General features: G+C 63.4%; 21 protein-coding genes. 5 read left to right on the top strand and 16 right to left on the bottom strand.

The window, feature by feature from the left end; genetic code table 11:
* Positions 1–3 precede the first annotated feature (3 nt).
* Positions 4–2,256 carry a transglycosylase domain-containing protein gene (locus AC4FWB_RS09955; RefSeq protein WP_491025823.1) on the bottom strand — a complete coding sequence of 751 codons (2,253 nt, stop codon included), beginning with the start codon at positions 2,254–2,256 and terminating at the stop codon, positions 4–6.
* A 305-nt stretch (positions 2,257–2,561) separates the two neighbouring features.
* Between AC4FWB_RS09955 and AC4FWB_RS09950 the strand changes: the two genes are divergently transcribed.
* Together AC4FWB_RS09950 and AC4FWB_RS09945 are read left to right on the top strand one after the other, a co-directional pair.
* Positions 2,562–3,203: a DUF433 domain-containing protein gene (locus AC4FWB_RS09950; RefSeq protein ID WP_491025822.1), complete on the top strand. Its 642-nt coding sequence runs from the start codon at positions 2,562–2,564 to the stop codon at positions 3,201–3,203.
* Positions 3,204–3,232: 29 nt separating this feature from the next.
* A complete protein-coding gene (locus tag AC4FWB_RS09945; RefSeq protein ID WP_491025821.1) occupies positions 3,233–3,601 on the top strand; it encodes a DUF5615 family PIN-like protein in 369 nt (122 codons plus the stop codon).
* 137 nt (positions 3,602–3,738) lie between these two features.
* On the opposite strand, the gene AC4FWB_RS09940 is transcribed toward AC4FWB_RS09945, so the two are convergent.
* From AC4FWB_RS09940 to AC4FWB_RS09920, 5 genes are all read right to left on the bottom strand, one after another.
* On the bottom strand, positions 3,739–4,122 hold the full coding sequence (locus AC4FWB_RS09940) for a hypothetical protein (RefSeq protein WP_491025820.1): 384 nt from the start codon (positions 4,120–4,122) through the stop codon (positions 3,739–3,741).
* Positions 4,123–4,288: 166 nt separating this feature from the next.
* Positions 4,289–4,435: a hypothetical protein gene (locus tag AC4FWB_RS09935; RefSeq protein WP_491025819.1), complete on the bottom strand. Its 147-nt coding sequence runs from the start codon at positions 4,433–4,435 to the stop codon at positions 4,289–4,291.
* 57 nt (positions 4,436–4,492) lie between these two features.
* On the bottom strand, positions 4,493–4,696 hold the full coding sequence (locus tag AC4FWB_RS09930; protein ID WP_491025818.1) for a hypothetical protein: 204 nt from the start codon (positions 4,694–4,696) through the stop codon (positions 4,493–4,495).
* A 51-nt stretch (positions 4,697–4,747) separates the two neighbouring features.
* Entirely contained in the window at positions 4,748–5,368 is a 621-nt protein-coding gene (locus tag AC4FWB_RS09925) for a ribonuclease D (RefSeq protein WP_491025817.1), read from the bottom strand.
* A 133-nt stretch (positions 5,369–5,501) separates the two neighbouring features.
* On the bottom strand, positions 5,502–6,887 hold the full coding sequence (locus AC4FWB_RS09920) for a M20/M25/M40 family metallo-hydrolase (RefSeq protein ID WP_491025816.1): 1,386 nt from the start codon (positions 6,885–6,887) through the stop codon (positions 5,502–5,504).
* Between the two features lie 561 nt (positions 6,888–7,448).
* Here AC4FWB_RS09920 and polA point away from each other — a divergent pair.
* Positions 7,449–10,412: a DNA polymerase I gene (gene polA, locus AC4FWB_RS09915; RefSeq protein ID WP_491025815.1), complete on the top strand. Its 2,964-nt coding sequence runs from the start codon at positions 7,449–7,451 to the stop codon at positions 10,410–10,412.
* A gap of 240 nt (positions 10,413–10,652) precedes the next feature.
* Here polA and AC4FWB_RS09910 read toward each other — a convergent pair whose 3' ends face one another.
* From AC4FWB_RS09910 to AC4FWB_RS09875, 8 genes are all read right to left on the bottom strand, one after another.
* Positions 10,653–11,057 (bottom strand): Fur family transcriptional regulator, encoded by a 405-nt coding sequence (locus AC4FWB_RS09910; protein WP_040972454.1) that lies wholly within the window; start codon positions 11,055–11,057, stop codon positions 10,653–10,655.
* 128 nt (positions 11,058–11,185) lie between these two features.
* A complete protein-coding gene (gene mgrA / locus AC4FWB_RS09905; RefSeq protein ID WP_491025814.1) occupies positions 11,186–12,232 on the bottom strand; it encodes an L-glyceraldehyde 3-phosphate reductase in 1,047 nt (348 codons plus the stop codon).
* A 170-nt stretch (positions 12,233–12,402) separates the two neighbouring features.
* The gene (locus tag AC4FWB_RS09900) at positions 12,403–13,545 is read right to left on the bottom strand and encodes a Gfo/Idh/MocA family protein (protein WP_491025813.1); all 1,143 of its coding nucleotides are present in this window, start codon (positions 13,543–13,545) and stop codon (positions 12,403–12,405) included.
* An 11-nt stretch (positions 13,546–13,556) separates the two neighbouring features.
* Positions 13,557–14,303 (bottom strand): sugar phosphate isomerase/epimerase family protein, encoded by a 747-nt coding sequence (locus AC4FWB_RS09895; RefSeq protein ID WP_491025812.1) that lies wholly within the window; start codon positions 14,301–14,303, stop codon positions 13,557–13,559.
* Between the two features lie 30 nt (positions 14,304–14,333).
* On the bottom strand, positions 14,334–15,440 hold the full coding sequence (locus AC4FWB_RS09890) for an ABC transporter ATP-binding protein (protein ID WP_491025897.1): 1,107 nt from the start codon (positions 15,438–15,440) through the stop codon (positions 14,334–14,336).
* Positions 15,441–15,442: 2 nt separating this feature from the next.
* Positions 15,443–16,366: a carbohydrate ABC transporter permease gene (locus tag AC4FWB_RS09885; protein WP_491025896.1), complete on the bottom strand. Its 924-nt coding sequence runs from the start codon at positions 16,364–16,366 to the stop codon at positions 15,443–15,445.
* 13 nt (positions 16,367–16,379) lie between these two features.
* Entirely contained in the window at positions 16,380–17,273 is an 894-nt protein-coding gene (locus AC4FWB_RS09880) for a carbohydrate ABC transporter permease (protein WP_491025811.1), read from the bottom strand.
* Between the two features lie 101 nt (positions 17,274–17,374).
* A complete protein-coding gene (locus AC4FWB_RS09875; RefSeq protein ID WP_491025810.1) occupies positions 17,375–18,613 on the bottom strand; it encodes an ABC transporter substrate-binding protein in 1,239 nt (412 codons plus the stop codon).
* Positions 18,614–18,997: 384 nt separating this feature from the next.
* On the opposite strand from AC4FWB_RS09875, the gene AC4FWB_RS09870 reads away from it, so the two are divergent.
* Positions 18,998–20,095: a LacI family transcriptional regulator gene (locus AC4FWB_RS09870; protein ID WP_491025809.1), complete on the top strand. Its 1,098-nt coding sequence runs from the start codon at positions 18,998–19,000 to the stop codon at positions 20,093–20,095.
* Here the strand turns inward: AC4FWB_RS09870 and AC4FWB_RS09865 are convergent.
* The gene (locus AC4FWB_RS09865; RefSeq protein WP_491025808.1) at positions 20,079–20,534 is read right to left on the bottom strand and encodes a DUF2269 family protein; all 456 of its coding nucleotides are present in this window, start codon (positions 20,532–20,534) and stop codon (positions 20,079–20,081) included. The genes AC4FWB_RS09870 and AC4FWB_RS09865 overlap by 17 nt on opposite strands.
* Positions 20,535–20,685: 151 nt before the next feature.
* On the opposite strand from AC4FWB_RS09865, the gene AC4FWB_RS09860 reads away from it, so the two are divergent.
* On the top strand, positions 20,686–21,246 hold the full coding sequence (locus AC4FWB_RS09860) for a TetR/AcrR family transcriptional regulator (RefSeq protein WP_491025807.1): 561 nt from the start codon (positions 20,686–20,688) through the stop codon (positions 21,244–21,246).
* A 67-nt stretch (positions 21,247–21,313) separates the two neighbouring features.
* On the opposite strand, the gene AC4FWB_RS09855 is transcribed toward AC4FWB_RS09860, so the two are convergent.
* Positions 21,314–22,111: an NAD(P)H-dependent oxidoreductase gene (locus AC4FWB_RS09855; protein WP_491025806.1), complete on the bottom strand. Its 798-nt coding sequence runs from the start codon at positions 22,109–22,111 to the stop codon at positions 21,314–21,316.
* Positions 22,112–22,113 lie beyond the last annotated feature (2 nt).

Below are 22,113 nucleotides of genomic sequence, written 5' to 3'. Positions count from 1 at the left end.
GATCTAGCCGCCGTTCAGGATATCGAGAATAGACGTCTGCCGCCGTTTCTTCGGGCCGCCGACGTCGCCGGGCGGCACCGGATGCCCGACCGAGGCGGTGGTGCCGCCGTCGCTGGGCATGTCGAAGCCGTCGGCATCGACCGTCTGGGCAGGACGCGCCCGGCGCGCGGGCGCCTGGGCCACTGGCGCCGACTGGCCGACCGGCGCGGGCGGCGCCGGCGGCGGCTGTGAGCCATCCGCCGACGGGATTTCGTCCGGCACGACCGTATCGGAGGGCGTCGACTTCCACGTGCCGGGCAGCGGCCTGACCGGCACGCCTTCATGCGCCGCCACCATGAACTCGTGCCAGGCCTGCGCCGGCAGCGCGCCGCCGGTAACTTTCTTCATCGGACTGCCGTCGTCATTGCCGAACCACACGCCGGTGGTGAGGTTGGCGGTGTAGCCGACGAACCATGCGTCGCGCGAATTCTGGCTGGTGCCGGTCTTGCCGGCCGAGGGCCAGTTGAAGGCCGCTTTCTTGGCGGTGCCGACCTCGACCGTGCCCGTCATCATCGAATTCATCATGCCGACGATGTCGGCCTTGATGACGCGCGGCGCGCTGCCGCCATTGTTCTCGTAGAGCACCTTGCCGCCGGCCGTGGTGACGCGGCTGATGAAATGGACGTCCGGCTTGTAGCCGCCATTGGCGAAAGGCACATAGGCGGAGGTCAGTTCCAGCGGCGTCACTTCCGAGGTGCCCAGCGCGATCGAGGTGTTCGACTGCAGGTCGGACTGGATGCCCATGCGGTGCGCCGCCTCGACCACCGCGTCGGGTCCGACCTCCATTGTGAGCTGCGCCGCCACCGAGTTCAGCGACTTGGCCAGCGCGGTGGCCAGCGTCACCTTGCCATAATATTTGCCGCCATAATTGTCGGGCGTCCACTTGCCTATTCTGATGGGCGCATCGTTGCGTACGCTGTCCGGCGTGCGGCCGGCCTCGAGCGCCGCCATGTAGACGAACGGCTTGAAGGCGGAGCCCGGCTGGCGGCGGGCTTCCGAGGCGCGGTCGAACTGGCTGGTCGAATAGTCGTAGCCGCCGACCATGGCCCGCACGGCGCCGGAATCGTCGATCGAGACCAGCGCGCCTTGCGTGACGTTGAGCTTCTTGCCGCTCTCGTCGATCAGCCGGCGGATCGACTGCTCGGCAAGCTTCTGCAGGGTGATATCCACGGTGGTGTCGATGACGATGTCGCCGCGCACATCGCCGATCAGGTCCGGCAGCTCCTCCATGACCGTGTCGGCGACATAGTTTTCCGAGCCGGTCCAGTAGGACGGTGCGCGCGTCGCCGGCGCGCTGAGCGCCACCTTGTATTCCTTATCGCTGATCTTGCCTTCCTCGCGCATGGCGGCGAGCACGAGTTGCGCGCGCTCTTCGGCCGCCTTCGGGTCGCGCGCCGGCGACAGCCGCGACGGCGCCTTCAACAGACCGGCCAGAAGTGCTGCCTCGGAAAGCGAGACGTCGCGCGCGCTCTTGCCGAAATAGCGCCGCGAGGCCGCCTCCACGCCATAGGCGCCGGAGCCGAAATAGACCCGGTTGAGATACATTTCGAGGATCTGGTCCTTGCTGTGCTTGTGCTCAAGCCACAGCGCCAAGAGCACTTCCTGCACCTTGCGCTCCAGCGTCCGGTCCGGCGTCAGGAACAGGTTCTTCGCCAGCTGCTGCGTCAGCGTCGAGCCGCCCTGCGAGAAATGCCTGCCGAGAACGTTGGTAACCATGGCGCGCGTCAGCCCGATCGGATCGATGCCGAAATGCGAATAGAAGCGGCGGTCCTCGATGGCGACGACGGCCTCGGGGATGTAAGGCGACATTTCATGCAGGCCGACAGCCTCGCCGCCGCTCATGCCTCTGTTGGCGATGAGCTGGCCGTCGACCGAGACGATCTTGATGTTGGGCGCGCGGTCGGGGATCGACCAGGTGGTCGCCGCCGGCATCTTGGCGCCGTAATAGACGACGACGCCGGCCACCGCGATGCCGCCCCAGATGCAGAGCACGAAGCACCAGTAGAGCAGGCGGCCGAAAATGGAAAACAGCCCGCGACGGTTGCGGTCGCGACCGCGACGCGACGATTTCGCCTTGGCGGATTTGCGTTTTGCAGCGGATTTGCGATTGGCCGGCACGACGCGATCCTCCTCGCTGACCGAAAAGCCGTCGGAGGATTTCGCCCGCGGCGAGCCCTCGAAGCTTGGTTCGATGCGACTGTCTCTGCGGTTCGCCATGCGCTGTGCTTGCTGTCCCCGGTGCCGATGGCGCTCGAGCTGCAGAGTAGATGCGGCGGTTTAAAGGCGGGTTAAAGCAGGGTTTATGCAGGCCTTTGAATTTTATTACGAATTTCTAAATCCGCTACCGCACGTTGCCGCGGCCGGATGCCCTCAGATCGAGAGCCCGCAAATCGCTGGCAGGTCGGCTGCTTTGCGGTCGACGGTACAACGGTCAGAGCCGTTAGGGATAGAAACGGGCTTTTGGCTGGCCAACAAAAATTTATCCGGTGAACGGTATTTTTACCATGTCAAGGCGTTACAATATGCAAATGAGCAAAAAGGGTGAGAACATTGTTATCGCGGCCTTCACCGAAGAAGACGCCGCACGTCTTACCGGTCTTTCGGTGCGTCAATTGCGCCACTGGGACCGGACGAAGTTCTTTGCCCCAAGCTTGGCGAACGAAAATCGCAGCCTTTCCTATGCTCGGCTCTACAGTTTCAAGGACTTAGTCGCATTGCGCGTCCTTGACGAGTTGCGTAACGAATCTCGCGTCTCAATGCAGCACCTGCGAGAGGTTAAGGACAAGCTCTTGGCGCTTGGCGAGAACTGGATCTCAACCACCTTGTACGTGTGGAAGAGGAAGGTCGTTTTTGTCAACGCCGCAACTCAGCAGCATGAGGAAGTTGTATCGGGTCAAGGCGTTCTCCAAATCCCGCTTGAAGTTGTCGCTGGCGACATGATCGAACGAGTTAAAGTGTGGCGACGTCGAGATGAAACCCGGGCAGGCCAGGTCGAAAAACGGCAGGGGTTCAGCACTCCGGTTGTTGCGGGTACCCGTATACCGGTCGAGAATATCAAGGCTTTCGCCGAAACCGGCTACACGGTCGAGCAGATCATGCGGGAATACCCGACTTTGACGCGATCGGACGTTGAGGCGGCACTAGCCTACGATAACGCTGCTTAATCGTGCCTGGCGTCCATCTCGTTTTCCTGTTGGACGCCAGCACGCCGGAATCGGTCGCCCAGGTAATCGAGACAGCGGGCTTCAAAGTCATCCGTCACAACGACGTTTTGGCGGAAGGCGCCAGCGATGTCGTGGTTTGTGAGACCGCGATGAAGAATGAGGCGATATTGGTTGCCGTCGACACCGACATGAAACGCCTTACCCGGCGTTTTAAGCCGGAAACGGATCGCTTTCAGAAACTCAGCGTAGTCCACTTGGGTTGCAATGCTCCTATGGCCGCAAAGCGCATGGAGCAGGCTCTGTCCCTAATCGCGCACGAATTCGAGGTGAGTTGCAAGAAGGCATCATCCAGGGTTTGGATGGAGATCACCAACCATCATTTTACGACCTTCCGGTAGAGCCGGCTCCGGCCTAAAGCTCGTTGCCAGATTGTTTTACGCATGACTTCATCCGTCCGCAGATCGGAGCGCGAGCGGCGTGAGGATCCGGCCGCGCTCCTTGCCAGGTTGCATCCGGCGGGCAAGTCGGCTGTGGACTAATCGAGCACGGCACGGACCGACAGCGCCGCTCTCGATGCCTGCATGATATCGCCGACATGGCAGTAGCAGACGATCTCATGCAACTGATAGTCGGTCAGCTCGAAGAAGCGCTTTGCTTCCCCGTAGCTGTCGTCCTTCAAACCTTCGCCGTGCAAGATCGGGTCTTCGAGCGCGACCGATATCGGCGAGCCGTCACCACGCATGATATCGCGCTCGGCCCGGGCATGGTACTCGGTGCCGGTAAGCGCGGTGAGCAGCCGGGTTGGCTCACGTTCGAGAAGCTCCGCCCAACGGGCGAGGCGCTGGGTTCGGCTCATGATGGGTCTGGCAGTTTTGACCTCGGCAACGGCGTGCAGCTGGTCCAGTGTTTGGTGCCTCATGGCAACCTCCTAGTGGCTAGGTTGGTTGGCCCCAAACTCCCTATGCTAGGATGATACCGCCGAACCGCCCGGACGTCACTCTTGTTGCCGTCCCACTCCCGCAAGATTGATGGGAGCTGTTGTCCGGAGCACGGCGGTCAAGCCACAAGATGTGCACGCGACCGGATCAATTCTGTTGGATCGAAATGCCCTTGTCGTCGATCTTGAGCTCCACGCCTTTCGGCCTGGTCTGCTCGCGATAGATGTAGACGCCAAGCCCGACGATCACGACGACCAATACCCCGATGATGAGGTAGAGCATGTTCTGTCTCATTGCGCCCCCTTGCTGCGGCCGGACCCCACGCTCGCTTCCGAAACCGCCAGCGATTGCTCACTGGTCGTCGTCATCGCCGGAAGCCGGCCGCCAGCTCGTCGGATCGACTTTTTTCTGGGTGTTGCTGTCGGTGTAGACCCACCAGCCGCCGTCACGATACTGACCGACGGATTCGTTGATCACGCCGTCGACGTCCTTCCACATGATCGTGACCTTCGAGCCGTCCTTCGGCGCGCTGGCTATCGGTTTGCGCTCTGCCATTTCACTCCTCCATGGACCGGCAGGGAACGTCGCTCGACGCGCCGGGTTCCGTCAGCTATGCGCGAAGATATCTTCTTCCCCCCATCCCATCAGGTCGAGCTTGGCGCGCGTCGGCAGGAAGCGGAAGCAGGCGTCGGCTTCCTTGGTACGGCCCTCGCGCGCCAGCCGCGCCGCAAGCACCTCGCGCAGCCGGTGCAGGTAGAGCACGTCCGATGCCGCATATTCGAGCTGCTCGGGCGAGAGCGTTTCCGCCGCCCAGTCCGAGGATTGCTGCGCCTTGGAGAGACCGATGCCGAGCAGCTCGTTGCAGATATCCTTCAGCCCGTGCCGGTCGGTATAGGTGCGGGTCAGCCGCGAGGCGATCTTGGTGCAGAACACCGGCTCGGCCATGACGCCGAAGGTGTGGTAGAGCACAGCGATATCGAAACGGCCGTAGTGAAACAGCTTGGTGATTGTGCGGTTCCTAAGCAGGCTGACGAGGTTCGGCGCTTTCCGCTGACCAGGAGCGATCTGGATGACGTCGGCGCTGCCGTCGCCGGGCGAAATCTGCACCACGCAGAGCCGGTCGCGATGCGGGTTGAGCCCCAGCGTTTCCGTGTCGATGGCCACCGCCCCGACATTGTAGCGGGACAGGTCCGGCAGATCGTTCTTGTGGAAACGGATGTCGGTCATTCTCTTCTCCGGATCGCGGCCTGCGGCGCCGCGCATCATTTTGGATGCGCAAAGGACGCCGCACTTTGCGCTAGAAGCGCCGTCCTCGCCGCGATCCGAAGAAAAATCAACAAAAACTTGTCTTTCCGGCCTCTCAACGGGTCAGTGCATCGAGAATGCGCGCCCAGGAGCGCTGCCCCTTGTGGAAGGAGGAGAGCTCGTATTTCTCGTTGGGCGAATGGATGCGGTCGTCGTCGAGGCCGAAGCCGACCAGCAGCGATTCCATGCCGAGATAGGTCTGGAAGTCGCCGACCACGGGGATCGAGCCGCCGCCGCCGGTGGTGACGGCCTGCTTCTCCCATTCATCGGACAGCGCGTCCTTGGCCTTGGCGAGGAACGGCGAGTCGTAGGAAAGCTGGATCGCCGGCGAGCCGCCATGCGGATGGAATTCGACCGAGCAGTCGGCAGGGATGCGCTCGCGCACGAAAGCCTGGAAGGCGGCGCGGATCTTCTTCGGGTCCTGCTTGTGCACGAGGCGGAACGACACCTTCGCCGAGGCTTCCGCAGCGATCACCGTCTTGAAACCCTTGCCGGTATAGCCGCCGATGATGCCGTTGAATTCGGCCGTCGGCCGCGCCCAGGTGAGTTCGAGCAGGGAGCGGCCCTTTTCGCCGGCCGGAATGGAAAGCCCGACCGGTCCGAGGAAGGTCTCGGCCGTTTCGCCGAGCCCCTCCCAGGACTTCAGCACCTGCGAGGGCGTCTCCTCGACGCCGTCATAGAAGCCCGGGATGGTGACATGGCCGTCCTTGTCGTGGACGTCGGCCAGGATCTTGGCGAGGATCCGGATCGGATTGGCGGCCGGGCCGCCATAGAGGCCCGAATGCAGGTCGCGGCTGGCGGCCTTGACCGTGACTTCCTCGCCGACCATGCCGCGCAGCGACACGCAAATCGACGGCGTCTCGCGGTTCCACATGCTGGTGTCGCAGACCAGCGCGAAATCGGCTTTCAGTTCGGCGACGTTCGCCTCGAGGAAAGGCTTGAGCGACGGCGAGCCGGACTCCTCCTCGCCTTCGAACAGGATGGTGATGCGGCAGGGCAGATTGCCATGCACCTGCTTCCAGGCGCGGCACGCCTCGACGAAGGTCATCAGCTGGCCCTTGTCGTCGGCCGAGCCGCGCCCGGTGATCACCTTGCGGCCGGGTTCGATCTCCTTGATCGACGGCGCGAACGGATCGCTCTCCCAAAGCTCGATCGGGTCGACCGGCTGCACGTCGTAATGCCCGTAGAACAGCACATGCGGCGCGCCGGCGGGCCCCTCGTGATGCGCCACCACCATCGGATGTCCGGGCGTGTCGCGCACGCTGGCGTCGAAGCCGATCAGCTTGAGCTCGGCCACCAGCCATTCGGCGCCCTTGCGGCAGTCGGCAGCAAAGGCCGGATCGGTGGAGATCGACTTGATGCCGAGCAGGCCGAACAGCCGCTCCAGGCTCTGGTCGAGATTCTGGTCGAGACGGTCGAGGACGGGGGAGATTCTGGACATTATTCGCAGCCTTTCGATTCTGGCCCGACCCTAAAGCATGTCTCCCGAAAGTGGGAACCGGTTTCGGGACAAAGACATGCGTAAAATCAAAAACTAAAGCGCATGGCACGATTCTGAAAGATCGCGACGCGCTTTAAGGGACGAGCAGAAAACGCAAAGCCGCGATCATTGGACCACGGGGGGACCACGGGCTTTGGCGTCAGCGACGCGGAGGCTGCAGGGCAAAAAAGAACCGCCGTGGTGGAGGGGGAACCACGGCGGTCTTTACTCGAAACGTTGCGGCAGCCCGGAGAGGGGGGATAGGCTGCCGCAGTTGCCCGGGATAGGCGGGGGACGGGCCTTACTCCGGACTTCGGCGAAAACTGCCGATGACAGCTATTTGGGTCTGCGAACATGGCGATTCAAGGGCACGAACGTTACACTTTTGTAACATACCCGTGAGCGGTCGGATGAGCAGCCGGATTCGGGCGGGATCGGCACTTGTCAGGGTGTTGCCGGAACCCGTGGGTTGCGCAGCCTTTGGCATGGACCGCGAAGCCTGGCCGCGCTATCCCTGCCGGCATGAAAAAAGGCGATCACCTCTTCCTTGTCGACGGCTCCGGCTACATTTTCCGCGCTTATCACGCGCTGCCGCCGCTGAACCGCAAATCCGACGGCTTGCCGACCAGCGCCGTGCTCGGCTTCTGCAACATGGTGTGGAAGCTGATGCAGGACGCCCGCAACACCAGCGTCGGCATCGTGCCGACGCATTTCGCCGTCATCTTCGATTATTCGTCAAAGACCTTCCGCAGCGATCTCTACCCCGAATACAAGGCCAACCGCTCGGCGCCGCCGGAAGACCTCATCCCGCAATTCGGCCTGATCCGCCAGGCCACCGTGGCCTTCAACCTGCCCTGCATCGAGATGGAAGGCTTTGAGGCCGACGACATCATCGCCACCTATAGCAAGCTTGCCCGCGAGGCCGGCGCCGACACCACCATCGTCTCGTCCGACAAGGACCTGATGCAATTGGTCGGCCCGACGGTCGGCATGTACGACCCGATGAAGGATCGCCAGATCGGCATTCCGGAAGTGATCGAGAAATGGGGCGTGCCGCCGGAAAAGATGATCGACCTGCAGGCGCTCACCGGCGACTCCGTCGACAACGTGCCCGGCGTGCCCGGCATCGGCCCGAAGACCGCGGCGCAGTTGCTGGAACAGTTCGGCGACCTCGACGGGCTTTTGGCTCGTGCCAGCGAGATCAAGCAGGACAAGCGGCGCGAAACCATCATCACCAATGCCGACAAGGCGCGCATCTCCCGCGAGTTGGTGACGCTGAAGAACGACGTGCCGCTGAAAGAGGGGCTGGATGACCTTGTGCTGCATGCGCCGGACGGGCCGAAGCTGATCGGTTTCCTGAAGACGATGGAATTCACCACGCTGACGCGCCGCGTCGCGGAAGCGACCGCAACCGAGATCGGCGACGTCCAGGCTTCCGCCGTTAGCATCGAGCGCGCCGATGCCGCGCATGGCCCCGATGTCGGTGCCGGCGCGCCGGCGGCCCCCAGACCTGCGCTCACGCCGAACGGCGCCGCGAAGCCTGCCCCTGCCGTCCGGGGCGAGGACGCACCGCCGCAGGGCGACACCCCTTCCCTGCTCTCGGCGCTGCGGCTGGAACAGGCGACGGCGCGCAAGATCGATCCCTCGGCCTATGTGGCCATTCGCGACATGGCCGCGCTGAAAGCCTGGGTCGCCGAGGCGAGAGAAGCCGGCATCCTCGCCTTCGACGCCGAGACCACGTCGTCCGATCCGATGCAGGCCGACTTGATCGGCCTCTCCATGGCGATCGCGCCGGGCCGCGCCGTCTACGTGCCGCTCGCCCATATGAGCGGCAATGGCGACCTGCTTGGCGGCGGCCTGCTGGCGGACCAGATCCCCGTCCGCGAAACGCTGGCGCTGCTCAAGCCGCTGCTCGAGGACAGGTCGGTCCTCAAGATCGTCCAGGACATGAAATACGACATCGTCGTGATGAGCCGGCACGGCATCGAGGTCGGGCCCTTCGACGACACGATGCTGATCTCCTATGTGCTCGATGCCGGCACGTCGGGCGGCCATGATCTCGCCTCGCTGTCGGAGAAGTGGCTCGGCCATGCGCCGGCCTCCAAGAAGGAGCTTGCCGGATCGGGCAAGAACGCCATCGGCTTCGGCCAGGTCGATATCGAGCGGGCGACCGCCTATGCCGGTGAGCAGGCCGACCTGGCGCTGCGGCTCTGGCAGTTGCTGAAGCCCCGGCTCGCCGCCAAGGGTCTCGTGTCCGTCTATGAGCGGCTGGAACGGCCGCTGGTGCCCGTGCTCGCCCGCATGGAGCAGCGCGGCATTTCGGTCGATCGCCAGATCCTGTCGAGGCTGTCGGGCGAGCTGGCGCAGGGCGCGGCCCGCGTCGAGGAAGAGATTTACGGCATCGTCGGCGAGCGCATCAACATCGGCTCGCCGAAGCAGCTCGGCGACATATTGTTCGGCAAGATGGGCCTGCCGGGCGGCTCCAAGACCAAGACAGGCCAATGGTCGACCTCGGCGCAGCTTCTGGAAGACTTGGCCGCCGAAGGCCACGAGCTGCCACGCAAGATCGTCGACTGGCGCCAGCTCACCAAGCTGAAATCGACCTACACCGACGCGCTGCCCGGCTTCATCAATCCCGGCACCAATCGCGTGCATACCTCATATGCGCTGGCGGCAACGACGACCGGCCGTTTGTCATCATCCGATCCCAATTTGCAGAACATTCCGGTGCGTACCGCGGAAGGCCGCAAGATCAGGACCGCCTTCATCGCCGAAAAGGGCCACAAGCTGGTCTCGGCAGACTACAGCCAGATCGAGCTGCGCGTGCTTGCCCACGTCGCCGAGATTCCGCAGCTCAAGCAGGCCTTCGCCGACGGCGCCGACATCCACGCCATCACCGCGTCGGAAATGTTCAACGTGCCGGTCGAGGGCATGCCTTCGGATGTGCGCCGGCGCGCCAAGGCGATCAATTTCGGCATCATCTACGGCATCTCGGCCTTCGGCCTCGCCAACCAGCTGTCGATCCCGCGCGAGGAAGCGAGCGCCTACATCAAGCGCTATTTCGAACGCTTCCCGGGCATCCGCGACTATATCGAGGAAACCAAGGCCTATGCGCGGGAGAACGGCTTCGTCGAAACGATCTTCGGCCGCCGCATCCATTATCCGGAGATAAGGTCGTCCAACCCCTCGATCCGCGCCTTCAACGAGCGCGCCTCGATCAACGCCAGGCTCCAGGGCACCGCCGCCGACATCATCCGCCGCGCCATGGTGCATATGGAAGAGGCGCTGGAGAAGGCGAAGCTGTCGGCCCGCATGCTCTTACAGGTGCATGACGAGCTGATCTTCGAGACGGTGGAAGCGGAGGTCGAGGCGACGATCCCCGTCGTACGCCGCGTGATGGAGAACGCGCCGATGCCGGCCGTTTCGATGTCGGTGCCGCTGCATGTCGACGCGCGCGCGGCGGATAATTGGGACGAGGCGCACTGAGCCTTTTGCGGGCGTAAACAACGGACCAATTGCCGAGATCCTTCGCGCCCCCCTCTGGCCTGCCGGCCATCTCCCCCACTTGGGGGGAGATCGGATGTCGCCGTCGCCTTCGCAAATCGCCAGCGTTGCAGGAATTGCGGTGTGGGTGGAGCTGCCAATCTCCCCCTTGTGGGGGAGATGTCCGGCAGGACAGAGGGGGGCGCTGTCCCGCCAGCTTAACAGGTTTTCGTTTGTGCCGCGTCAGGCCGCCTCGGCCCGACATTTCGCACACACCCCGCGAAACTCGATCACTGCCTTTTTCGCGGCAAATCCCGTCGAGCGCACCCATTCGTCCAGCCGGTGGTCGACATCGTGGTCGGACATCTCGGTCACCTGGCCGCAGCTGTCGCAGATGGCGAAGGCCGTCATCGAATGACTGTGATCGTGCGGCTCGGCGCAGGCGACGAAGGAGTTGAGGCTTTCGAGCCGGTGCACGAAGCCCGATTTCACCAGCGTGTCGAGCGCGCGATAGACCTGCAGCGGCGCGCGGAAGCCGCGCTCGCGCAACTGGTCGAGCAGCATGTAGGCGCTGAGCGGCCCGCTGGCGGCCTCGAGCTTCTCGAGCACGCACAACTGGTTCTTGGTCAGCGTATCCCTTGCCGTCATCTGTTCCGTTCCGCTCGCCGCGTCGTTTCGCGTGCCGATTGTGCACATGAAACGCTCTCCGCTCCATGAGATAGCGACGAACGCGCATTTTTGCCACTGTTTCCGCGATTGGCCGCCCGGCGCGGCTGCTACTTGCGCGGCGGCCCCTTGCGTTCGGCGGACGCCGCCCAGAGGTTGATGTCGGCCTCGCGCGCATAGCTGTCGATCTCGGCCAGTTCGGCATCGCTGAACTCGAGCGCCTTGAGCGCGCCGACGCAATCCTCGACCTGCTCAGGCCGGCTGGCGCCGATCAGCGCCGTGGTCACGCGTCCCCTGCGCAGCACCCAGGCCAGCGCCATCTGCGCCAGCGTCTGGCCGCGCCGGCCGGCGATGGCGTTGAGCGCCTTGATGTTGGCGATCGACTTGTCGTTGATGAAAGCCGGGCGCAGCGACTTGCCCTGGGATGCCCGGCTGCCCTCGGGGATGCCGCCGAGATATTTGTCGGTCAGCATGCCCTGCGCCAGCGGCGAGAACACGATCGAGCCGATGCCCAGCCCCTCCAGCGTGTCAAGCAGCCCGTCCTCCTCGACCCAGCGGTTGAGCATCGAATAGCTCGGCTGGTGAATGATGCAGGGCGTGCCCAACTGCCTCAGTATGTCGGCCGCCTCGCGCGTCCGCTGCGAATTGTAGGAGGAGATGCCGGCATAGAGCGCCTTGCCCGAGCGCACGGCATGGTCGAGCGCGCCCATGGTTTCTTCGAGCGGCGTCTCCGGATCGAAGCGATGCGAATAGAAGATGTCGACATAGTCGAGGCCCATCCGCTTCAGGCTCTGGTCGAGGCTCGCCAGCACATATTTGCGGCTGCCCCACTCGCCATAGGGCCCGGCCCACATTTCGTAGCCCGCCTTGGTCGAGATGATCAGCTCGTCGCGATAGCCGGCGAAATCGCTGCGCAGGATCTCGCCGAAGGCGGTCTCGGCCGAGCCGGGCGGCGGGCCGTAATTGTTGGCGAGGTCGAAATGCGTGATGCCGAGATCGAAGGCCTTGCGCACGATCGCCTGCTTGGTCCTGTGCGGCGTGTCGTTGCCGAAATTGTGCCACAGCCCGAGCGAGATGGCCGGCAGCTTGAGGCCGGACCGGCCGCAACGGTTGTAGATCATTTTCTCGTAGCGGTTCTCGGCGGCGACATAGGGCATGGGAAATCCTCGGGATCGAAGCGGCGCGGCGACCGCCGCTAGAGCATGATGCCGAAAAGTGTGGAGCGGTTTTCGGACGACATCATGCTCTGCTCTAGTTGTGAATTGAATCGATGCTTGCCCCTCACCCTTACCCTCTCCCCGCCGAAACGGGGAGAGGGGGTCGCCACCTACTTTTTCTTCGCCAGCAGCGCCTTCGCTTCCTTGATGCCGAGCGCAGCCGGCCGCTCGCAGGTCGTCTGCATGGCGACGAACTTGCCGCTTTCGCCGGAACGCAGGATCCCGGTCATGACGTCGACGGCGTGCAGCGCCAGCTCCATCGAGCAACGATGCGGCCGCCCTTCGGCAATCGCGATCGCCATGTCGGCGAGGCCGGCGGTGCGGTAGTTGGCCATCATGCCTTGGCCGTGCATCTCGTTGGGCACGCCGAACGGATGATCCCATTTCGGCAGCTTCTTCACCGGCTTGGTGGCATCGGTGAAGCGGACCTCGCCGCCGAAGAAGTTCGGGTCCGGCACGAAGACGGTGCCCGCCTCGCCATAGAGCTCCATCGGCGCGTGGCCATGGCTCCAGACGTCCCAGCTCGTGTTGAGCGTCACCACGGCCCCGTTCTCAAATTCCAGCAGCGCATGGATAGTGGTCGGCGTGTTGACCGGGATTTTTTCGCCCGCGCGGGGTTTGGAGCTGATCGTGCGCTCCTTGGCCGGCGTCGCCGCGAAAGCCGCAACCTGCTTCACCGGCCCGATCAGCTGGATCAGGTTGGTGACATAGTACGGGCCGATATCGAGCACCGGGCCGGCGCCCGGCTGGAAGAAGAAGTCGGGGTTGGGGTGCCAGTGCTCCATGCCGTGGCCCATCACGTGGCAGGTGCCGCTGGTGATCCTGCCGAGCTTGCCGTTGTCGATCAGCTCGCGCGCCAGCTGATGCGCGCCGCCGAAGAATGTGTCCGGCGCCGAGCCGATGCGCAGTCCCTTCTTCTCGGCCCGCTTCTTGAGGTCCAGCCCTTCCTCGATCGACAGCACGAAGGGCTTTTCGGAATACACATGCTTGCCGGCGTCGAGCACCCGCTTCGACACTTCATAATGCACGGCCGGAATCGTCAGGTTGACGACGATATCGATGTCGTCGGCTTCGAGCAGCTCGTCGACCGTTTGCGCGCGCAGCTTGAATTCCTTCGCCCGCGCCTTCGCGGCGTCCGTGTTGATATCCGCGCAGGCACGCATCTCGATGCCGCGGAACAGCGGCGCCAGCGAGAAATACGCCTTCGAGATGTTGCCGCAGCCGATGACGCCTACGCCAAGTTTGTTTGCCATGATGGTATGTCCTAGTAATTCTTGACGGATTCGATCGAGCGACGGGCGAAGCGCTCGATGTCGTTGGGATTGTCCTGTTCCATGACGAAATACTGCGTCGCGCTTCCGGCGCGCAACGCCTTGATCAGGCCTGGCCAGTCGATAGTGCCGTGGCCGACATCCGACCAGCCGTCTTCGTCGAGGCCCTCGCCCGGCTTCGCCATGTCCTTGACGTGAACGGCCACGATGCGCTTGCCGTGCTTTTCGATCCAGGGCAGCGGGTCGGCGCCGCCGCGCACCACCCAGGCGACGTCCATCTCCCAGCCGATATCGGGCGCTGAGGACAGAATGTGGTCCTGCGGCAGCGAGCCGTCGGCGAGCGCCTTGAACTCGAAATCGTGGTTGTGCCAGGCAAAGCCGTAGCCCGCCTTCTTCGCGGTTTCGCCGACCTTCGCCAGGCGCTCGCCGAAGCCGCGCCAGCCGGGAGCGTCGCTCGGCCGCGCATCGGGCATCAGATAGGGGCAGATCAGCAGCTTGACACCGAGCGTATCGGCGATCCTGCGCACGCCGTCGAAATCCTTTTCGAGCGCGTCGATGGAAAAATGCCCGGTCGGCATGGCGAGCCCGTTCTTGTCGAGCTCGGCGCGGAACGCCTTGGGATCGTCATAGACGCCGCCAAAACCTTCGACTTCCTTGTAGCCAAGTTCGCCGAGCATTTTCAGCACGCCGTCCCATGGCTGGAAATTGCGGGCGCTATAAAGTTGGAATGACCAGTTCATCTGTCTGTCCGTTCTTGGTGGTTTGGGAGGTTAAAGTCGGCTGTCGGTCTCGGCGTCGAACAGCGAAGCGCGCGCCGGATCGAAGCCGATGCGGATCGCATCGCCGTTACGCAGCGTCTTGTCCGCTTCGACGCGGAAGGAAAGAATCTGGCCGCCGAGCTTGGTCCACACCAGCGTGTCGGAACCCATCGGATCGACGATCTCGACGGTGGACTCGGCGCTAAACGGCATCGCCTTGGCGGCGTCGCCCAAGGCGATGTGTTCCGGCCTGATGCCGAACACGCAGGGCCTGCCGGCGCCGCCGTTGTCGCCCTCGAATGTGTAGCGGCCGAGCGGCACCGAAACACCGTCGGCCTTGAACGTAGGCGCATCGCCCGCTTCCAACTCCCCTTTCAGGAAATTCATCGCCGGCGAGCCGAGGAAACCGGCGACGAAGCGATTGACCGGCCGGTTGTAGATGGTCTGCGGCGCGTCGAGCTGCTGGATGACGCCACCCTTCATCACCGCGATACGGTCGGCCAGCGTCATCGCCTCGATCTGGTCGTGGGTGACGTAGATCATCGTGTTCTGCAGCCTGCGATGCAGGAGCTTGATCTCGACGCGCAGTTCCGAGCGCAGCTTGGCGTCGAGGTTGGACAGCGGCTCGTCGAACAGGAAGACGTCGACGTCGCGCACCAGCGCGCGCCCGATCGCCACGCGCTGGCGCTGGCCGCCGGAGAGCGCCGAGGGCTTGCGCTGCAGCAGCGGCTCGATCTGCAGGATTTCCGCCGCGCGCGCGATGCGATTGGCGATCTCGTCCTTGGGCACGCCGGCGACGCGCAGGCCGAAGGAGAGGTTCTTTTCCACCGTCATCTGCGGATAGAGTGCATAGGACTGGAACACCATGCCGATGCCGCGATCCTTCGGCTCCTCCCAGGTGACGTTCTTGCCCTTGATGAAGATGCGGCCCTCGGAAATGTCGAGCAGGCCGGCGATGCAGTTGAGCAAGGTCGACTTGCCGCAACCCGACGGTCCGAGCAGCACGATGAACTCGCCCTCGGCGACGTCGAGATTGAGCGTCTTCAGCACCGACATCAGGCCGAAATTCAGCGACAGGTCCTGGATCGAAACGCTGGGATTGGCGATTGCTGCTGCCATCATCATCCTTTCACCGCGCCGGCGGCGATGCCGCGCACGAAGAGCTTACCGGAAACGAAATAGACGATGAGCGGCACGAGGCCGGTCAGGATGGTCGCGGCCATGTTGACGTTGTATTCCTTCACGCCCTGCACCGAGTTGACGATGTTGTTGAGCTGCACCGTCATCGGATAGGTGTCGGGACGCGTGTAGACGACGCCGAACAGGAAGTCGTTCCAGATGCCGGTCACCTGCAGGATAATGGCGACGACGAAAATCGGCATCGACATCGGCAGCATGATGCGCAGATAAATGCCCCAGAAACCGGCGCCGTCGACGCGCGCGGCCCTGAACAGCTCCTCCGGCATCGAGGTGAAATAGTTGCGGAACAGAAGCGTCAGGATCGGCATGCCGAAGATCGAATGCACGATCACCAGGCCGGTCAGCGTGCCGTAGATGCCGATCTCGCGCAGGATGATGACGATCGGGTAGATCATCACCTGATAGGGGATGAAGGCGCCGACGATCAGGATGATGAAGAAGGTATCGGCGCCCTTGAAGCGCCAGTTGGCTAAAGCATAGCCGTTCACCGAAGCGATCGCGATCGACAACAGAACCGATGGCACGGTGATGCGCACCGAGTTCCAGAAGCCGCGCGAAAGCCCGTCGCAATTGAGGCCGGTGCATGCCTGCGACCACGCCTTGACCCAGGGCTCGAAGGTGATCTCCAGCGGCGGCGAGAAGATGTTGCCGAGGCGGATTTCCGGCATGCCTTTCAGTGACGTGACGACCATCACGTAGAGCGGCAGCAGATAATAGAGCGCCACCACGATGAGGGTGCCGTAGAGGAAGATGTTGCGGCGCGAGAGCACATGTCGCGGCTTCGTTCCGCTCGGCCCCAATGCATCGCGCGACAGGGCTTCGCGCCGGAGAGCGTCACCGGGCATGGAGGCAGCAATCTCAGCCATGCTTCTTGCCTCCGAATTCGAGATAGGCCCACGGCACGATGACGATCACCACCGAGAGCAGCATCATGGTCGAGGCGGCAAAACCCTGGCCGAGGTTCTGGGCGAAGAACATGTAGTCGTAGACGTATTTTGCCGGCACCTCGGAGGCGATGCCCGGCCCGCCGCTGGTCTGGGCCACGACCAGGTCGTAGACCTTGACGATGCCGGCCGCGATGATGACCAGCGTGGTGATGAACACCGGCCGCATCATCGGGATGACGATGAAGAGATAGGTCTTCCACATCGGTATGCCGTCCACCCTGGCGGCCTTCCAGATGTCCTCGTCGATGCCGCGCAGGCCGGCGAGCATCAGGCACATGATGAGCCCGGTGCCTTGCCAGAGCGCCGCGATCGAAATGCCGTAGATGACGATGCTGGAATTATAGAGCGGGTCGAAGCTGAAGCTCGTCCAGCCGAGGTCGCGCACGACTCGCTGGATGCCGAAATCCGGATTGAGCAGCCATTGCCAGACCAGCCCGGTGACGATGAAGGAGAGCGCGAACGGGTAGAGGAAGATGGTGCGGAACGTGTCCTCGAAGCGGATCTTCTGGTCGAGCAGCGCTGCGAGGATGAAGCCGATGACCAGCGAGAACACCAGCGAGATGACGCCGTAGATCAAAAGGTTCTCGATCGAGACCAGCCAGCGCGGCGTCGCCCAGAGCCGGTAATACTGGTCGAGCCCGACGAAGTTCAGTCGCGGCAGCAGCTTCGAATTGGTGAAGGAATAGAGCACCGTCCAGGCCGTGCCGCCGACGAAGACGACCAGCGCGGTCAGGATCATCGGGATTGAGGCGACCTTGGCGTTGAGGTTGCGGAAAAGCTGGTTGGGGCGTTCGCTGTTGCTCATCTCGGCAGCCGGGCTGGGACAATGAGGACATCATGCTCCCGACCCCGGATAGGCGGGGGCCGGGAGTTGGCGGGGGCGCCGTAATCAGTCGACAAAAGCAATCAGTCGGCCGAAGCGATGATGTCGGCGAAGCGCTTCTGCGCCTCTTCGAGGCTCATGTCGGGCTTGGCGAAGAATTCGGAGAACAGGTCCTCCTTCTGCTTCTGGCTGTCCTGCGAGAGCAGCTGGTCCGTCCACGGGATGACGGCGCCCTTGGCAAGGATGGCGAGACCCTTCTTCATGCAGTCGTTCGCCGTATTGAGGTCGACGTCGCCGCGCACCGGCAGCGAGCCCTTCTTGAGGTTGAAGGCGACCTGGGTCTTCGGATCGAGCAGCGTCTCGGCCAGGACTTCCTGCGCCTTGGCCTTGTCGGCGTCCTTCAGCAGCGGGAAGTAGAAGGCGTCGCCGCCGGTGGCGATGACCTCGTTCAGGCCGAGGCCGGGCAGGCAGGTATAGTCCTTGCCGGCGGTCTTGCCGGCGACCTGGAATTCGCCCTGCGCCCAGTCGCCCATGATCTGGCCGCCGGCCTTGCCGGTGATGACGAGATTGGTCGCCTGGTTCCAGTCCTGCACATTGGTGTTCTTGGCCATCTTGCGGGCATCGTCCGCCGCCTTGAACACCTTGGCGATCTCGGGACCGCCGGCGAATTTGGCGTCCTTTTCCTTATAGACCTTGAGGAAGGCGTCGGTGCCGCCGACCGCCGCGAGCAGCACGTCGAAGGCGCCCGATGCCTGCCAGGGCTGTCCGCCGACGGCCAACGGGATGATGCCGGCCTTTTCCAGCGCCGGAGCGGCGGCCACGAACTCGTTCCAGTCCTTAGGCATCGGCACGCCGGCCTTCTGGAAGGCCTCGTTCGACAGCCAGAGCCACTGCCAGGAGTGGATGTTGACCGGCACGCAATAGATCTTGCCGTCGATGGTGCAAGAATCGAGCAGGCTCTTCGGCCGCACGATTTCCGTCCACTTGTCCTTGGTGGCGATGTCGGTGAGGTCGCGCATCAGCCCGGCCTGGACAAGCTCCTCCGCCTGGCGGCCATGGTTGAACTGGGTGGCGCCCATCGGATCGCCGCCGGTGATGCGGCTGATCATGATCGGCCGCGCCGTGCCGCCGGAACCGGCGATGGCGCCGTCGACCCAGTGATTGCCGGTCGCGTCGAAGGCCTTGGCAAGTTCAGCCACCGCCGCCGCCTCGCCGCCCGAAGTCCACCAATGGGTGACTTCGAGGTCGGTCGCATCCGCCGGTCCGGCGAAATTCAGCGCGACCGTCGCGGCGAATGCGGCAGTCAGGAATTTGTATCGCATTTCGGTTCCTCCCAGAATCTGAAACGTTACAGATTTTCGATACGGCAAATGGCCGGCATAGGCAACCCCTCGAATGAACTTGATCCAATATTTTTTCGAGACGCGAACAAAATCCTTCTCCTGGGAGGACCCAAACGCGCTCAGCTTGACCGAATGGTGCCAAAAGGCGCAAGAAACCGAGATTTCTTTGCGATTCCAGCTGCTTTCGACCGACCTCGTCGGCGTTGACCGCGAAGATCGCGGCCAGCCATCCGGTCTCGGGCGTTGGCAATCTGTAACGTTTCAGTATATTGAACCGTGTCAGAGGCTGAAAGCCGCGCAAATGTCAACGCGCACGATTGCCGGTCGGCCTCGCTGCTGCTATGCGCCTGATGGGCGGGACGAATGGACAGACGATCAACCGAAAAGGACGACGAGACGTCGGCCAAGGAACGGCCGACGCTGAAGACGCTTGCCTTCATGACCGGGCTCGGCGTCACCACCGTCTCGCGCGCGCTGAAGGATGCGCCCGAGATCGGCGCCGAGACCAGGCGCCGTGTCCAGCTCGTTGCCAAGCAGATCGGCTACCGGCCGAACCGCGCCGGCGTCAGGCTCAGGACCGGCAAGACCAACGTCATCAGCCTCGTGCTCAACACCGAGCACGAGATCATGAGCTTCGTCTCGGACATCATCTATGGCGTCACCGAGGTGATCGCCGACACGCCCTACCACCTGATCGTCACGCCCTATTCGCGCTCGCAGGATCCGCTGGATCCGGTGCGCTACCTGGTGGAAACGGGCTCCGCCGACGGCGTCATCATTTCACGCACCCAGCCTAACGATCCGCGGGCCCGCTACATGCTGGAGCGCGGCATTCCCTTCGCCACGCATGGCCGCACCGACATGGGGCTGGTGCACCCTTACCATGACTTCGACAACTATGCTTTCGCCGGCGAAGCGGTGCGGCATCTGGCCGGCATGGGTCGGCGTCGCCTGGCCTTGGTGACGCCGCCGGTCGGCCTCACCTATTACGGTCACACGGTGAACGGCTTTGCCGATGCGCTGAGCGAGGTCGGCGCCTCAGAGGTGCCGTTCAACACCGTCTCCATCGACCACACGATCGAGCAGATCAGGATGCGGACAGCGCAGCTCATGCGCCGCGACGATCGCCCGGACGGCATCGTCTCAAGCGCCGCCGCCGCCACGCTCGCCGTCGTCGCCGGTATCGAGGACGCCGGCCTGAAGCTCGGGCGCGACATCGACGTGGTCTCGAAACAGTCGTCGGAATTGCTGCATCTGTTCCGGCGGGAACTGCTCGTCGTCAACGAGAACTTCAGGCTCGCCGGTTCCGAGCTTGCGCGTGCGGTGCTCGGCTGGATCGGCGGCGCCGAACCCGGCACGCTGCAATCGCTCAGCACGCCGGGCGAGGTCCAGGCCTACCGGCATTCGGGAGACAGTGACGCTGCGCCTTTCGCGCCGGCGATCATCATGCAAAGGGGTTGAGTTCGGGCTTCGCGGTCATCAACGCGACAATGAGCGCAAAGAGCGTGATCATGGTCAGGCGTCCAACCAGCGCGCGTTTGTCGCCGGCAAAGGCTTTGACCTCGACGGCTGAGACGGCACCGCGAAGTGCTGTTTGGGCCTGCGTCGCCCATGGACGAACGAGCCTGTGCTCGACGGCCATCAAGGCGGCAACCAGCGCAAACGACGCCACCAGCCACGGCGTCAGCAGGGACCAGCCGCCAAGAAACACAAGGGCGATGCCGGCAAGCACACCGGCGCCCACCAGAAGCCCCGCAAAGCGGCTGGCGAAGAAGGCCATTCTGGCCGGCCCTGGCTGCCCTCTTCGGGCAGGAATTAGCAGAAGTTCGTTCGCCACGAACAACAGCAACGCGGCGCACATGGCGTATGCATGGAGTCCCAAAACAATCTCATAGAGCATCTGTCGTCATCCGCATCGTTAGAACATTGGTGGACATAATGCGAGCGATAACTCACAATTGTCTACTCGCATCGGAACCGACAGGAACATGCCGCCTAAGCCGCTCACGAACCCAAGGAAGAACGCCTCTCAGGAGAGGTCGCGCGCGACGGTGGACGCGCTCGTCGAGGCGACCGCTCGCATTTTGGTCCGGGACGGTTTCGACAAGGCCAGCACCAACCGGATCGCCGCGGAGGCCGGTGTGAGCATCGGCTCGCTTTACCAATATTACCCGTGCAAGGAGGCGCTCGTTGCCGCCGTCATCGATCGTCACAACCAAGACGTCATGCAGGTCGTGCGCGCGGCGTTTGCGGAGGTCGCCCTGCAGCCGGTCGAGAAGGCGGCGCGGAAACTTGTTGCCGTCGCGATCGAGGCGCATCGCATCGACCCCAAGCTGCATCGTGTCCTTGCCGAGCAGATTCCGCGCACGGGACGCCTCGAAAACGTGGAGGCCTTCAACCGCGAAGCCCATGCCCTCTTCAAGAGCTATCTCGAAAGCCACAGCGACGAGCTACGCGTGGCCGACCCCGGGCTTGCGGCCTTCGTGTGCGTGACTTCGATCGAGGCGCTGGCCCATACCGCGGTGCTGCACAGCTCTGAAAAGCTATCGGATGACGCCGCCGAAACGCTCATCGAGGAGGCTACCCGGCTCGTGGTCGGATATCTGAAATAGACGTTCGGCGGGAGTGGCGGCGCGTCTCACCCGCTCGCGCCGCTGCCCAGGGAGCGGGTCTGTGTTTCTAGTCAGCCGCGCTCGCGGTGTTCAGATGAAGCGTGAGACCTGTCGCGCCCGGCTCGCCCAGTTCGGGACGGAGTTGCATGCTCGGGATCAGGTAGTCGCCGCCGTTCTGCTGTCGATAAGGGATGGGCGCGCTCGTCGCGAGCGTCCGCATCCTCTCGCGCAGGCACTCGGCGATTGGCTCGAAACCCGCTTCGTCGAAACGATCGACCCTATAGACCACAAACGGCGGAAGCACGTCGTAGCCCGGATAGTAGAGGATCCCGTGATTGATCGGAAACAGCAGGTCGTCGATAGGCCCGTTGACCCCGCGCGCGGAGTAATGCTCCTCCCAGCCCCCGGCGGTGACGATCAGCATTGCGCGCTTGCCCGCCAGGGTGCCCTCACCATAGCGGTCGCCCCATCGCCTGTCGCTATGCTCGCCCACGCCATAGGCGAAGCCGTAGGCGAACACCCGATCGACCCAGCCTTTCAGGATCGCCGGCATGCCGAACCACCAGAGGGGAAACTGCAGTATCAGGGTGTCGGCCCAGAGAAGCTTCTCGATCTCGGCTTTGACATCTTCCGTCAGCGCGTTGGCCTGGAAGGCCTTCTTGGAGGCCGCGACCGGTATCAGCCGCGCATCCGGAACCAGACCAGGGAAGTCGGCGCGATCGACCTCCGATTTCCAACCCTCGGCGTAGAGATCCGACACGCGCACCTCGTGCCCCTGGGCCTCGAGCTCCTTAATGGCGATATCGCGAAGCGCACCATTGAGAGAGCGCGGTTCGGGGTGGGCGAAGACAAGCAGAACCTTCATGG

It is taken from the genome of Mesorhizobium sp. LEGMi-168a, assembly GCF_058312955.1.
The sequence above is the reverse complement of the archived record's forward strand: the minus strand, read 5'-3'. Positions and strand labels throughout refer to the sequence as shown.

Excerpts from the sequence above, each read along its gene's own strand:
- AC4FWB_RS09865 (WP_491025808.1), bottom strand. The coding sequence starts at position 20,534 with ATGCTCTATGAGATTGTTTTGGGACTCCATGCATACGCCATGTGCGCC.
- AC4FWB_RS09890 (WP_491025897.1), bottom strand. The coding sequence starts at position 15,440 with ATGGCAGCAGCAATCGCCAATCCCAGCGTTTCGATCCAGGACCTGTCG.
- AC4FWB_RS09885 (WP_491025896.1), bottom strand. The coding sequence starts at position 16,366 with ATGCCCGGTGACGCTCTCCGGCGCGAAGCCCTGTCGCGCGATGCATTG.
- AC4FWB_RS09855 (WP_491025806.1), bottom strand. The coding sequence starts at position 22,111 with ATGAAGGTTCTGCTTGTCTTCGCCCACCCCGAACCGCGCTCTCTCAAT.
- AC4FWB_RS09925 (WP_491025817.1), bottom strand. The coding sequence starts at position 5,368 with ATGACCGACATCCGTTTCCACAAGAACGATCTGCCGGACCTGTCCCGC.
- AC4FWB_RS09955 (WP_491025823.1), bottom strand. The coding sequence starts at position 2,256 with ATGGCGAACCGCAGAGACAGTCGCATCGAACCAAGCTTCGAGGGCTCG.
- AC4FWB_RS09950 (WP_491025822.1), top strand. The coding sequence starts at position 2,562 with ATGCAAATGAGCAAAAAGGGTGAGAACATTGTTATCGCGGCCTTCACC.
- AC4FWB_RS09895 (WP_491025812.1), bottom strand. The coding sequence starts at position 14,303 with ATGAACTGGTCATTCCAACTTTATAGCGCCCGCAATTTCCAGCCATGG.
- AC4FWB_RS09880 (WP_491025811.1), bottom strand. The coding sequence starts at position 17,273 with ATGAGCAACAGCGAACGCCCCAACCAGCTTTTCCGCAACCTCAACGCC.
- AC4FWB_RS09940 (WP_491025820.1), bottom strand. The coding sequence starts at position 4,122 with ATGAGGCACCAAACACTGGACCAGCTGCACGCCGTTGCCGAGGTCAAA.
- AC4FWB_RS09870 (WP_491025809.1), top strand. The coding sequence starts at position 18,998 with ATGGACAGACGATCAACCGAAAAGGACGACGAGACGTCGGCCAAGGAA.
- AC4FWB_RS09935 (WP_491025819.1), bottom strand. The coding sequence starts at position 4,435 with ATGAGACAGAACATGCTCTACCTCATCATCGGGGTATTGGTCGTCGTG.
- polA (WP_491025815.1), top strand. The coding sequence starts at position 7,449 with ATGAAAAAAGGCGATCACCTCTTCCTTGTCGACGGCTCCGGCTACATT.
- AC4FWB_RS09930 (WP_491025818.1), bottom strand. The coding sequence starts at position 4,696 with ATGGCAGAGCGCAAACCGATAGCCAGCGCGCCGAAGGACGGCTCGAAG.
- AC4FWB_RS09875 (WP_491025810.1), bottom strand. The coding sequence starts at position 18,613 with ATGCGATACAAATTCCTGACTGCCGCATTCGCCGCGACGGTCGCGCTG.
- AC4FWB_RS09910 (WP_040972454.1), bottom strand. The coding sequence starts at position 11,057 with ATGACGGCAAGGGATACGCTGACCAAGAACCAGTTGTGCGTGCTCGAG.
- AC4FWB_RS09920 (WP_491025816.1), bottom strand. The coding sequence starts at position 6,887 with ATGTCCAGAATCTCCCCCGTCCTCGACCGTCTCGACCAGAATCTCGAC.
- mgrA (WP_491025814.1), bottom strand. The coding sequence starts at position 12,232 with ATGCCCTATGTCGCCGCCGAGAACCGCTACGAGAAAATGATCTACAAC.
- AC4FWB_RS09900 (WP_491025813.1), bottom strand. The coding sequence starts at position 13,545 with ATGGCAAACAAACTTGGCGTAGGCGTCATCGGCTGCGGCAACATCTCG.